A 13321-nucleotide genomic window follows, 5' to 3' on the forward strand; every position below is an offset into this window, starting at 1 on the left:
CGGGCAAGCCCGCCAATGGCTCAGTGCGGTCTAGAACTCGGCGAGCCGCCATACCTCGTAGGCTGGCGTCTCGTACGGGTGGCTCTGCTTGAGCGCAGCGACGGCCTGAGCGATCAGGTCGTCCGCCACCACCAGCTCCACCCGCCATTCCTCGACCTGCTCGACCACGCCCGTCTGCCCGAGGTACGGCTGGCTGCCGTCCAGCGGGCGGAACTGGCCCTGGCCCAGCACCTGCCAGGCGCAGTGGTCGTAGCCACCGATGCGTCCGCCACCGGCGGCGAAAACAGCGGCCTTGACCTCTTCGACATGGCTCGGCGGCACGAAGAAGGCGAGCTTGTACACCTTTAGTTCACCCAGACCCGCGCATTGCGGAACATGCGCATCCAGGCGCCGTCTTCCTGCCAGTCGTCCGGACGCCAGGAGTTCTGTACGGCACGGAACACACGCTCAGGGTGCGGCATCATGATGGTCACACGGCCGTCGCGGCTGGTCAGGCCGGTGATGCCACGCGGCGAGCCGTTCGGGTTGGCCGGGTAGGCTTCGCTGACCTTGCCGTGGTTGTCGACGTAGCGCAGGGCCACGCAGCCAGACAGGTCGGCTTCCAGCAGTGCTTCTTCGCTGGCGAACTCGGCATGGCCTTCGCCATGGGCGATGGCGATCGGCATGCGCGAACCGGCCATGCCCTGCAGGAAGATCGAGTTCGACTCCTGGACCTGGACCATGGCCACGCGCGCCTCGAACTGCTCCGAGCGGTTGCGCACGAAGTGCGGCCAGAATTCGGTGCCCGGGATCAGCTCATGCAGGTTGGACATCATCTGGCAACCGTTGCAAACGCCCAAGGCGAAGCTGTCGTTACGCTCGAAGAAGGCCTGGAAGGCATCACGGGCGCGGCTGTTGAACAAGGCCGACTTGGCCCAGCCTTCACCGGCGCCGAGTACGTCACCGTAGGAGAAACCGCCGCAGGCGACCAGGCCTTTGAAGGCGTCGAAATCGACTCGGCCGGCGAGGATATCGCTCATGTGCACGTCGATGGCATTGAAACCGGCGCGGTCGAAGGCTGCCGCCATTTCTACCTGGCCGTTGACACCCTGCTCGCGAAGGATCGCCACTTGCGGACGCACGCCCTTCTTGATGTACGGCGCGGCGATGTCTTCGTTGACGTCGAAGCCGAGCTTGACGCTCAGGCCTGGGTTGTCTTCTTCCAACAGCGTGTCGAATTCCTGGTCGGCACAGTCGGCGTTGTCTCGCAGGCGTTGGATCTGGTAGCTGGTTTCAGCCCACTGGCGCTGCAGCAGACGACGCTGGTCGTCGAACAGCACTTCGCCGTTGAGGGTGATGGAAACCTCGCCATTGTTGACCGGCTTGCCGATCACCGCGACGCAATCGGCCAGGCCTGCGGCGCTGAACTGGGCCAGCACTTCCGGGGTGGCGTCCTGGCGTACCTGGATCACCGCGCCGAGCTCCTCGTTGAACAGGATCGCCGGGACTTCCTCGCGGCTTTCGGCCAGGGTGTCCAGGTCCAGGCTCAGGCCGCAATGGCCGGCGAAGGCCATTTCCAGCACGCTGACCAGCAGGCCACCGTCGGAACGGTCGTGGTAGGCCAGCAGGTGGCCGTCGTCGTTCAGGCCCTGGATCACGGCGAAGAAGGCCTTGAGGTCCTCGGCGTCGTCGACGTCCGGCGCCTGATTGCCGAGCTTGCCGTAGGTCTGTGCCAGGATCGAGCCGCCCATGCGGTTCTGGCCACGGCCCAGGTCGATCAGGACCAGGTCGGTCTCGCCCTTGTCCATGCGCAGCTCAGGGGTCAGGGTCTTGCGGATGTCCTCGACCGGAGCGAAGCCGCTGACGATCAGCGACATCGGCGAGGTCACGCTCTTCTCGGCGCCCTCTTCGCTCCATTGGGTCTTCATGGACATGGAGTCCTTGCCGACCGGAATGGTCAGGCCCAGCTCAGGGCACAGCTCCATGCCCACGGCCTTGACCGTGTCGTACAGGCGGGCGTCTTCACCGGGGTGGCCGGCGGCGGACATCCAGTTGGCCGACAGCTTGATGTCGGAGAGTTGCCCGATGCGCGCGCCAGCCAGGTTGGTCAGCACCTCGCCGATGGCCATGCGGCCGGACGCCGGAGCGTCGAGCAGGGCCAGTGGGGTACGCTCGCCCATGGCCATGGCTTCGCCGGTGTAGACGTCGAAGCTGGTAGCGGTGACGGCGCAGTCGGCCACTGGCACCTGCCACGGGCCGACCATCTGGTCGCGGGCCACCAAGCCGGTGATGCTGCGGTCGCCGATGGTGATCAGGAAGCTCTTGCTGGCCACGGCCGGGTGGTGCAGGACGCGCTCGACGGCGTTGTCCAGGTCCAGCTGGCTCGGGTCGAAGTCATCGCCCAGCTCCGCTTCGCGGCTCACCGAACGATGCATGCGCGGCGGCTTGCCAAGCAGCACATCGAGCGGCATGTCCACCGGGCTGTTGCCGAAGTGGCTGTCGGTGACGGTCAGTTGCGGCTCGGCAGTGGCTTCACCGACCACGGCGAACGGGCAGCGCTCGCGCTCGCAGATGGCCTTGAAGCGCTCGAAGTCCGCGGCATCGACCGCCAGGACGTAACGCTCCTGGGATTCGTTGCTCCAGATTTCGTGAGGCGCCATGCCCGGCTCGTCGTTCGGCACATTGCGCAGTTCGAAGCGACCACCGCGGCCGCCGTCGTTGACCAGCTCGGGGAAGGCGTTGGACAGGCCGCCGGCACCAACGTCGTGGATGAAGGCGATCGGGTTGGCATCACCCAGTTGCCAGCAGCGGTCGATGACCTCCTGGCAGCGGCGTTCCATTTCCGGGTTCTCGCGCTGCACCGAGGCGAAGTCGAGGTCGGCGGAGCTGGCGCCGGTGGCCACCGAGGAGGCCGCGCCGCCGCCCAGGCCGATCAGCATGGCCGGGCCACCGAGGACGATGAGCTTGGCGCCGACGGTGATCTCGCCCTTCTGCACGTGGTCTTCGCGGATGTTGCCCAGGCCGCCGGCCAGCATGATCGGCTTGTGGTAACCGCGCACTTCTTCACCACGCGGCGTCTCGATCGACTGCTCGAAGGTGCGGAAGTAACCGGTCAGGGCCGGACGGCCGAATTCGTTGTTGAACGCCGCGCCGCCCAGCGGGCCTTCGATCATGATGTCCAGCGCGGTGACGATGCGCTCTGGCTTGCCGTACGGCTGCTCCCACGGCTGCTCGAAGCCCGGAATCTCCAGGTTGGAGACGGTGAAACCGGTGAGGCCGGCCTTGGGTTTGGCCCCACGGCCAGTGGCACCCTCGTCGCGGATCTCGCCACCGGAACCGGTGGAAGCACCGGAAAATGGCGAAATGGCGGTCGGGTGGTTATGGGTCTCGACCTTCATCAGGATGTGCACCGGCTCCTGAACCGCGCCGTACTGGCGGGTCTCAGGGTTCGGGTAGAAGCGTCCGGCCACATTACCGACGATCACCGAGGCGTTGTCCTTGTAAGCGGACAACACGCCTTCGCTGTGCATCTGGTAGGTGTTCTTGATCATGCCGAACAGGCTTTTTTCCTGGCTTTCGCCGTCGATATCCCAACTGGCGTTGAAGATCTTGTGACGGCAGTGCTCGGAGTTGGCCTGGGCGAACATCATCAGTTCGATGTCGTGCGGGTTGCGCTTGAGCCCCTGGAAGGCATTGACCAGATAATCGATCTCGTCTTCGGCCAGGGCCAGGCCCAGCTCGATGTTGGCCTGGGCCAGGGCGGCGCGGCCGCCACCGAGGACGTCCACGGCGGTCAGCGGCTTGGGCTCGGCGTGGCTGAACAGGCCGGCGGCCTCCTCCAGCCTGGCCAGCACACGCTGGGTCATGCGGTCGTGCAGCAGGGCGGCGACGGTGGCCGCGTCGGCCTCGCTCAGCTCACCACTGACGTAGTAGGCGATACCCCGCTCCAGACGCTGGATGTTGTCCAGGCCGCAATTGTGGGCGATGTCGCTGGCCTTGCTCGACCAGGGCGAAATAGTGCCCAGGCGCGGCACCACCAGGAACAGGCGACCGCTGGGCTCCTGGACCGGTACGCTCGGGCCGTACTTGAGCAGACGACCAAGCACCTGCTGTTGGTCGTCGGTCAGTTCGCCGTCGACCTCGGCGAAGTGGGCAAATTCGGCATACAAACCAGTAACAGCGGGGACTTTCTGGCTCAGTTGCTCGAGTAACTTACCGTGGCGAAAGGCAGAAAGGGCAGGAGCGCCGCGCAGGATCAACATCGTCGGGACAGCCTCAGGAAGGGGTGTGCTTAGAGGCCGTGCATTCTAGCCTAAATCCACGGCTTTCGGCACCCGCAATAGGGCAATACCGAGCAGCGGCCGAACCGGACTCCAGGGTCAAAAAAAGCAGCTATTAAGCTACAAGCTATAAGGAAGTGGACCGCACGGGTTCTACTTTTTCTTGCAGCTTGCGCCATGGGGCTTGCAACTGACCGCTAGCAGACAAGCTAGCAGTTGTCGAGATATGGCGGGACCTGTGCTTTGCGTATACTGCAAGCTATGTTCGCCCACACTGCTTTGCGCCAGCGCTGCGCCAGATGGCTCATCGCAACCGGACTCTTCCTGATGCTCGGTGCCTGTGTTGATAAACCCAGCACCCTCGAGCGTGTCAAGGAGGATGGTGTGCTGCGCGTGATCACCCGCAACAGCCCGGCCACCTACTTCCAAGACCGCAACGGCGAAACCGGCTTCGAGTACGAGCTGGTCAAGCGCTTCGCCGACGACCTGGGCGTGGAGCTGAAGATCGAGACCGCCGACAACCTCGACGACATCTTCACCCAGCTCGGCAAGCCTTCCGGCCCAGTGCTGGCCGCCGCGGGCCTGGTCAGCAGCGAGCAGCGCCAAGCCCAAGTGCGTTTCTCCCACCCGTACCTGGAAGTCACCCCGCAGATCATCTACCGCAACGGCCGCTCCCGTCCCACCGACGCCAAGGGGCTGATCGGCAAGAAGATCATGGTGCTCAAGGGCAGCAGCCATGCCGAGCAACTGGCTGAGCTGAAAAAGCAGTATCCGACACTAGAATACGAAGAATCCGACGCAGTAGAAGTCGTAGACCTGCTGCGCATGGTCGATGAAGGGCAGATCGACCTGACCCTGGTGGACTCCAACGAACTGGCGATGAACCAGGTCTACTTCCCCAACGTGCGGGTCGCCTTCGACCTGGGCGACTCCCGCGATCAGCGCTGGGCGGTGGCGGCCGGCGAGGACAACAGCCTGCTCAACGAGATCAACGGCTTCCTCGACAAAGCGCAGAAGAACGGCACCCTGCAACGCCTGAAGGAACGTTACTACGGCCATGTCGACGTGCTTGGCTACGTGGGCGCCTATACCTTCGCCCAGCACCTGCAGCAGCGCCTGCCACGCTACGAGAAGTTCTTCCACGCTTCGGCGAAAAAGGAACAGGTGGACTGGCGTCTGCTCGCCGCGATCGGCTACCAGGAGTCCCTATGGCAGCCCGAGGTCACCTCCAAGACCGGCGTGCGCGGCCTGATGATGCTGACGCAGCGTACCGCCCAGGCCATGGGCGTCTCCAACCGCCTGGATCCCAAGCAGAGCATCGAAGGTGGGGCCAAGTACTTCATGCTGGTGAAGTCCCAGCTCGATGACAGCATCCAGGAACCGGACCGCACCTGGTTCGCCCTGGCCGCCTACAACGTCGGCAGCGGCCATCTCGAAGACGCTCGCACCCTGGCCAAGCGCGAAGGCCTGAACCCGAACAAGTGGCTGGACGTGAAGAAAATGCTGCCACGCCTGTCGCAGAAACAGTGGTACAGCAAGACCCGCTACGGTTATGCCCGCGGTGGCGAGCCAGTGCACTTCGTGGCCAACATCCGCCGTTACTACGACATCCTCACCTGGGTGACCCAGCCGCAGCTCGAAGGCCAGGTGGCCGAAGGCAACCTGCATGTGCCCGGTGTGAACAAGGACAAGCCGGCGGAGCAGTCACCGCCGATGTGAATCGAGGCATTCATCCTCAGGTCTTCAGGCCTTCGCCCTTCTCGCCTTGAAGAACTCGCTCAGGATCCGCCCGCACTCCTCCGCCAGCACGCCTCCCTCGAAGATCACCCGGTGGTTCAGAAAGCCCTGGGTAAAGAACTGCCCCTGGCTCTGCACCACTCCGGCCTTGGGCTCCAGGGCGCCGAAGACCACTCGGCTGACCCGCGAGTGAACGATCAGCCCCGCGCACATGCTGCAAGGCTCAAGGGTGACGTACAGGGTGCTGCCTGGCAGCCGGTAATTGCTGGCAGCCTGGGCAGCGGCGCGGATGGCCACCATCTCGGCATGAGCGCTGGGGTCGCTGCCACTGATCGGGCAGTTGAAGCCACGCCCAATCACCTGGCCATGCTGCACCAGCACCGCGCCAACCGGCACTTCGCCAAGGCTTGCGCCCTCGGCGGCCAGGTCCAGGGCCATGCGCATGAACTCCTGGTCACGGCTGCGATCGATGATCTGTGGACGCATCAGACTACCTCGATCGCCGCCATGAGGCCGGTTTCCATATGGTCGATCACGTGGCAGTGGAACATCCAGGTACCCGGGTTATCCGCCACCAGCGCCACCTGGGCGCGCTCGTTCTTGCCCAGCAGGTAGGTGTCAGTGAACCAAGGCTCGACGATCTTGTGGCGATTGGAGGCGATCACCTTGAAACTCATGCCGTGTAGATGGATCGGGTGCTGGTACTGGGTCATGTTCTTCAGTTCGAAGATATAGCTCTTGCCCTTCTGCAAAGTAGCGATGGGCCGGTCGGCGCAGGTCTTGTCGGTGATGTCCCAGGCCAGGCCATTGATCTGCCAGAGGCTCGGCGGCTTGCCGTTCTCGGTGTTCACCGAGACCTTGCCCACCCATTCGAAATTGAAGTTGAGTTTCTCGGCATTGGCCAGGTCTGGCTCGGCGACAGGGTTGGCCGGCAAGGCTGGCGGCCAGTCGCCAGGCGCTTCGTCGCTGGCCACCGAGCGCAGGGTCCCCAGGCGCACGAAGCCATCGCGCAGGGAGACCTCCTCGCCTGCCTGGGGAATACGGATCGCCAGGCAGATGCGCATGCCCGGACCGAGCCAATAGTCCTTCTCCAAAGGCCTTGGCGTGACCGGATTGCCGTCCAGGGCGTAGATCATCGCCTCGCAATTACCCCTGAGGTTGATGCGGTAGGTCCAGGTGTTGTCCAGGTTGAGCAGGCGCACCCGCACCACCTGCCCCGCTGGCAGTTCAGTGACCGAATCGGCTTGGCCGTTGATGGTGATCAGCCGCCCGGCAGTGCCATTGCGCGCCGCCTCGCGGGGAATGCTGAATGGCATGAAGGCGCCCTGCTCGTCCACATGCCAGGTCTTCAGGCTCAGGGTGCGCTCATGGCGGAATCCGGTTGGCTCGCGCTCCTCGACGATCAGCGGGCCGACCAGCCCACGGCCCAGTTCTTCGGAGCTGCTGACGTGGGGGTGATACCAGTAGCTGCCGGCGTCCGGCACCCGGAACTTGTAGTCGAAAAACTCGCCAGGCTTCACCGGTAACTGCGACACGTAAGGCACGCCGTCCATTTCCAGCGGCAGGCGGATGCCATGCCAATGAATGGTCGTCTCCACCGGCAGGTGGTTGATGAAACGCACCCGCAACCAGGTGCCCTGGCGCACCCGCAACTCGGTGCCAGGCGCCGACGGGCCGAAGGCCCAGGCCTCGGTCTTGAAGCCCGGCACCAGCTCGACGTCCAGAGGAGCGGCGATCAGCTCGTAGTCATGCCCGGCCTGCTCGTCCTCGACCTTGCCCAGCCAGTAGCGCGCGGCGCCCCCAGCGCCCAAGCCAACCACGACGAGGCCGGTCAAGCCCTTGAGCATTTGTCGACGGGTAAAGGACATCAGTGCGGGTACCTCGTTTCTGCGCAATCAGTCTGCCAGCAGTGGCCAGCGATGAAGGGCGAATACGATACACCTGCGATTGAGAAAGATTAAGTGAAGTCTTCTCCTCCGTCCTCATCACCACTGTTCCAACCGCCACCCCTGTTCAGTCGCCACCAGACGATCCGTCAAACCAAGGCTATGCATGAACGCATCATCGTGCGACACCACAAGCAAAGCGCCTTGATAGCTGCGCAGCATGGTTTCCAGCGCCTGTACCGAAGGCAGGTCCAAGTGGTTGCTGGGTTCATCCAGCAATAGTAACTGCGCCGGCGGATCGGCATAGAGCACGCACGCCAGCGCCGCTTTCAGCCGCTCCCCGCCGCTGAGCGAGCCGCTGGGCACGACGATCTTCTGGGCATCCAGGCCAAGTTGCGCGAGGCGCATGCGCAGATCGCCTTCTGTAGCGGTGCGGTTGGCTGCCAGCATCTGTTCCAGCACGCTGCGCTGAGGCTCCAGGCTGGCCAGCCGTTGATCGAGATAGACACCTTCGACCGCTACCCGACAGGCCCCGGTCCGAGGTTGAAGCTGGCCAGCGAGGACCTTGAGCAAGGTCGACTTGCCGCAACCGTTGGGACCAACCACGCCCACCCGCTGCCGTCCAGTCAAGCTAAGGCTGACATGGCGCGTGGCAGCCGATACAAAGGGTAGCTCCAGCGCATCCAGTTCCGCGACACGTCGCTGTGAAGACGGGGCGACCGGCAGCGCGTGCACCACGATCGCCAAATCTTCTTCGACCTGCTGCGCGGCCTCGCGCACGCGCTGGGCGAGCTGTTCCCGGGTCGCAGCATGCTGCTGACGCAACTTGCCTGCCGAACTCTCGCTACGCTCCTTCTGGCGGTCCAGCAGGATCTTGGCTTGATTGGCCTCGTGCGCACGCCGACTGCCGCGGGCCTGCCGCCGTTCCTGGCGCTCACGCTGCTCGCGCAGGGACTGTTCTTCGCGTTGGCGTTCGAGCTTGCGTTGTTCGAGTTGTTGGATTGCGTTCTGCCGCTCCTGCTCCTTGCATTGCGCGTAGAAGCTGTAATTGCCACCGTAGCTGCGCAGCCCCAGTGAGGACAGCTCCACGATACGCGTCATCGTCTCCAGCAATTGCCGATCATGGCTCACCACCAACAGGCCGCGCGACCAACGCTGCAACTGCTCGATCAGCGCCTGACGGTTCGGTCGGTCTAGATGATTGCTGGGCTCATCCAGGATGAGGAAATCGGCATCCGACAAGAAAGCACCGATCAGCATGACACGCATGGCCTCGCCGCCACTGAGCACGCTCGCAGGCGTCGTAACATCGAGATAGCCCAGGCCGATGAGTTCCAGCTCATGCTGCAGACGCAGGCGTATATCCCAACGATCGCCCACGGCATCGAAGTCGTCGGTCGCACTGCTGCCCGCCTCGATGCGCTCAAGCGCATCTAGCGTGACCTGCACACCTGCCAGACCGACAACGGTGGTGCCCGCTGGATGAGAGACCTGCTGCCCCAGGTAATGCACGCTGCCAGAACGCGCACAACGCCCGGCAGTCGGTGGCACCTGTCCAGACAAAATACGCGCCAGCACGCTCTTGCCGACGCCATTGCGCCCGACCAGACCTGTGGGACGATGGTCAAACTGTTCGTTGAGTTCGGAGAAGAGTGTCCTGCCGTCCGGCAGAACATAAGACACGCCTTCCAGCGCGAGATAGGGATTGGTCATGTGTCATTTCCAAGGATGCCAAGAACTCCCCCTGCTCATGGGGGTAGGTGGAGACTGGCCGTCATGAAGACGGCGGCATCAATGGCGCATGACGCATACCTCGGTAATGGATGATTGGCATGCAAGTGTAAAAGCATCTGCGCCAGAGGGCAAAGTCACGCATTGATCCCGTCTTTGCCCTTCTCGCAGCGGTAATTCAGCTAGGCGACTTGACCGCCAAAGTATTCAGCACGAAATCCACGCGTTCCGGCACGCTGACCTTGGGCAGTAACGAGACCTCGTAGCCAAGCGCCGGATAGGCCTTCTGCAATCTCTCGTACTCGGCCAACGCTGCCCCCATGTCATGACGGCGCTCCGGATCTTGCTCATAGATTTCAGGCCACGGTGGAGCGAGAAACACACGACGGTGATAGCGATGGCGTTGTCCGAGCGTTGCGAGAAGCGGCTCCCCCGTCAGTTCCTGAAGCGCCGCTGCCGCATCTACCAAGCCACGATCGAAGAACAGCCATTTCCCGCTGCCGGCACTAGCGTTTTCATGGTCATCCAGTGCCTGTGCGATGGCTCGACGTAGAAACGCAGCCATGTCGACCCACGGGAGGGCTTGGCCACCGGTGCGGGCTTCTGCCTGAACGATACGCCGCCCAGGCTCTTCGACGATGGCATGGCCTTGCCGCTGAAGCTCAGCAAGCAGCGTGGATTTGCCTCCACCCGAACAGCCAGAAATGACAACGAAATGATCCATATGACCCTGAACCTTGCGTATGAGAGGAAGATGGAGCGATTTGCGAGGCGACGATTCTTTCAGTCACATAGCCAATTACCTACAGCTTATTAGCTTGATTCCCCCTACCGTGGAACAACATTTTCCTGGCAGACCGATCAGGTAATCAGTTCACCCTTACCGTCTTCGCAGCCGTACTCCAGTCGGCCATCTTGATTCGACCCACCCTGACTGTCGCGGCACATCTAGGACCTGATACGGCGCTACGCCAGAGCCGGTCACCGGAAGCACTTTTCAGCACAACACCAACGAAATCGTTTTTCTAAAAAGGTACTCGCGTGTACAACACCGCTTGGTCCAAGGGACATCGACCCTCTCGACGGCACAGCGACTGGCGCCAAGGTTCCGATGCACTAGGCCCGCGACAACTTCATCCAGCCAGTATGGCCGTGAAGGTTTCCGCCCTATTCCTCCCGGCGTTCCTGTTCGAGGTGGAAGCCATCGCTTGGCTTTCGGCTTGATAGGGTCCGCTAAGATATGTGGACTACGAAAACGTTTTCTTTTAGTCTTTTTGAAACCGAAGCTAGCTACGCAGGCGAAAGCTCGGATACCCGTTATTGGAGGCAGGAATATGACCTGGACCGGACGCGAAATGCGATCGACCATCGACAAGAACGGCACGCTCGTTCTGTCACTGGATCAAGTTGAATTGGGAGAACCTGGTGATGACGAGGTTGTCGTCCGTATCGAGGCGGCACCGGTCAACCCTAGTGATACCGGCCTGCTCTTGGGCCCCGCGGATTTGTCCAACATCGAGGTGTCGGACAAGCCAGGTGCACCGAGGCTGACGCTCACCGTGCCGACAACGCGCCTGGCGGCTGTCGCCGGCCGGATTGGCCAGTCGCTGCCCGTAGGCAATGAAGGCGCAGGAACGGTCGTCGCAGCCGGCAAGAATGCAGCCGCCCTGCTGGGCAAGCGCGTCGGCATGTATGGCGGCGCCATGTACGCCGATTACCGCAAGATCGGCATGAATGACGTCATCCCCCTGCCCGAAGGTGCCAGCGCTGCTGATGGCGCGTCCATGTTCATCAATCCCCTGACCGCCCTCGGCTTCGTCGAAACCGCCCGCCGGGAAGGCCATAAGGCCATCGTTCACACTCCAGCCGCGTCCAATCTCGGCCAGATGCTGCAGCGAATCTGCCTTGCCGACGGCATCCCATTGGTCAACATCGTGCGCTCAGAAGAACAAGTAACCCTTCTGCGGAGCATCGGTGCGACCCACGTGCTGAACAGCAAGGACGCGGACTTCGCTGCACGTCTGACCGAGGCGATTGCGGAGACAGGTGCCACCATCGCCTTTGACGCGATCGGCGGCGGAAAGCTCGGTAGCGACATCCTCCAGTCAATGGAGCGCGCCGCCGCTCGGATACCCGGCGCCTACAGCCGATATGGCACGACCGTGTTCAAGCAGCTCTACATCTACGGCAGCCTCGACACCGCACCAACCGTGCTGGACCGCGGCGCGCTGGGCTACGCATGGAGCGTATCGGCGTGGCTGCTCTTCAACTACCTGCCCAAGGCTGGCCCGGAAGTCGTGCAGCGTCTTCGCCAGCGCGTGACCAACGAACTGACTACCACCTTCGCAAGCCACTACACGCGCACCATCGGCCTGGCCGACGTGCTGCAACCTGACGTGCTACGCGCCTTCGACCGCAAAGCGACGGGCGAGAAATTCCTGATCGATCCTACCCAGGGCTGATTTCGCCACCTTGCGAAAGAAGCCACTTTATTTACCTGACAAACCTCCCCTACGAGGTGTGGAGAACCGACATGCCGAATCAAGTGAAAATCGTGCGTTTCCATGAGAAAGGCAGCGCCGAAGTACTGCGTATAGACACGCTCCCTCTACCCGAACCGGGTCCCGGCGAGGTCCGCCTTCGTGTCAAGGCCATCGGTCTGAACCGGGCCGAGGTCATGTTCCGCGAGGGCCAGTACTTCCTGGAACCCAGTTTCCCATCGAACATCGGCTATGAGGCATCGGGCATTGTCGAGGCCGTTGGTCCAGACGTCGATACCGATCTCATCGGAAAGGTACGTTCGACCGTGCCAGCCTTTCCGCTGAACAAATATGGCGTCTATGGCGAGGTGGCGATCGTCCCCGCTGGCGCACTCGCGGCTTATCCGGAGCACCTGTCGTTCGAGCAAGGCACCAGCATCTGGATGCAATACATCACGACCTATGGAGCACTGGTACATAACGGACGTGTCGCCAAGGGCGATCATGTCGTCCTGACCGCAGCCACTAGCTCGATCGGCATCGCTGCGATTCAGATTGTCAAAGCAGAGGGTGGCATCGTGATCGCGACCACGCGTGGCGCAGACAAACGAGACGAGCTCCTTGCCGCCGGCGCCGACCACGTGATCATCACCGACGAAGAGAAAGATATCGCTGCGCGGATTCTGGAAATCACCAACGGCGTCGGTGCAAAGATCGTCTTCGATGCCGTGGCTGGTTCCGGCATCCTCGAACTCGCCAAGGCCACAGCCCGGGACGGACTCATCATGATCTACGGCAACCTGGCCCCCGAGCCGACGCCCTTTCCGATCTACGAAGCCTGGGGACAGGGCGCGCAAGGCAAGCCCTTCAAACTCATGGGCTACACGATGTTCTCGATCACCGGCGATCCCGAGGCGCTCAAGAGCGCTGAACGATACGTCTATGAGAAGCTCGACAGCGGCCATTTGAAGCCGCGCATCGACCGGACGTTCCCGCTCGCCGAAATCGCCGACGCGCATCGCTACATGGAAAAAGGCCAACAGGTCGGAAAGATCGTGGTTGTGGTTTGAGCCCGACAAACAGGAGAGCAGCTCAGCTAGTCAGCTCTCCTGCTTATCGTGCCTTCCTATAGAACGAAGCGCAGCCAAGAGCTGCGCTTTCGTTTTGGGCGGCCTGCTGACGCGCAAATGTTCACAGTGGCCGCCAATTCGTCAAACGCCTTAGTAGC

General features: G+C 62.5%; 9 protein-coding genes. 3 read left to right on the top strand and 6 right to left on the bottom strand.

What is annotated here, in order from left to right:
• Positions 1-30 precede the first annotated feature (30 nt).
• Together ACYU03_RS20340 and purL are read right to left on the bottom strand one after the other, a co-directional pair.
• Positions 31-342, bottom strand: a complete 312-nt coding sequence (locus ACYU03_RS20340; protein WP_461886422.1) for an NGG1p interacting factor NIF3 — start codon at positions 340-342, stop codon at positions 31-33.
• A gap of 2 nt (positions 343-344) precedes the next feature.
• Positions 345-4241: a phosphoribosylformylglycinamidine synthase gene (purL, locus tag ACYU03_RS20345; RefSeq protein ID WP_461886423.1), complete on the bottom strand. Its 3897-nt coding sequence runs from the start codon at positions 4239-4241 to the stop codon at positions 345-347.
• 279 nt (positions 4242-4520) lie between these two features.
• Between purL and mltF the strand changes: the two genes are divergently transcribed.
• Entirely contained in the window at positions 4521-5978 is a 1458-nt protein-coding gene (gene mltF / locus ACYU03_RS20350) for a membrane-bound lytic murein transglycosylase MltF (protein WP_461891511.1), read from the top strand.
• A 24-nt stretch (positions 5979-6002) separates the two neighbouring features.
• Here mltF and tadA read toward each other — a convergent pair whose 3' ends face one another.
• From tadA to ACYU03_RS20370, 4 genes are all read right to left on the bottom strand, one after another.
• Positions 6003-6482 carry a tRNA adenosine(34) deaminase TadA gene (tadA, locus tag ACYU03_RS20355; RefSeq protein ID WP_461886424.1) on the bottom strand — a complete coding sequence of 160 codons (480 nt, stop codon included), beginning with the start codon at positions 6480-6482 and terminating at the stop codon, positions 6003-6005.
• Entirely contained in the window at positions 6482-7864 is a 1383-nt protein-coding gene (locus tag ACYU03_RS20360) for a multicopper oxidase family protein (RefSeq protein ID WP_461886425.1), read from the bottom strand. Before ACYU03_RS20360 ends, tadA begins: the two co-directional genes overlap by 1 nt.
• Before the next feature lie 117 nt (positions 7865-7981).
• Positions 7982-9595 carry an ABC-F family ATP-binding cassette domain-containing protein gene (locus ACYU03_RS20365; RefSeq protein ID WP_461886426.1) on the bottom strand — a complete coding sequence of 538 codons (1614 nt, stop codon included), beginning with the start codon at positions 9593-9595 and terminating at the stop codon, positions 7982-7984.
• 196 nt (positions 9596-9791) lie between these two features.
• On the bottom strand, positions 9792-10337 hold the full coding sequence (locus tag ACYU03_RS20370; protein ID WP_461886427.1) for an AAA family ATPase: 546 nt from the start codon (positions 10335-10337) through the stop codon (positions 9792-9794).
• 610 nt (positions 10338-10947) lie between these two features.
• On the opposite strand from ACYU03_RS20370, the gene ACYU03_RS20375 reads away from it, so the two are divergent.
• Positions 10948-12075 (top strand): zinc-binding dehydrogenase, encoded by a 1128-nt coding sequence (locus tag ACYU03_RS20375; protein ID WP_461886428.1) that lies wholly within the window; start codon positions 10948-10950, stop codon positions 12073-12075.
• A gap of 71 nt (positions 12076-12146) precedes the next feature.
• Positions 12147-13163, top strand: a complete 1017-nt coding sequence (locus ACYU03_RS20380) for a zinc-dependent alcohol dehydrogenase family protein (protein ID WP_461886429.1) — start codon at positions 12147-12149, stop codon at positions 13161-13163.
• The last annotated feature ends 158 nt before the right edge of the window (positions 13164-13321 follow it).

The sequence above is a fragment of the Pseudomonas sp. X10 genome, from assembly GCF_054889225.1.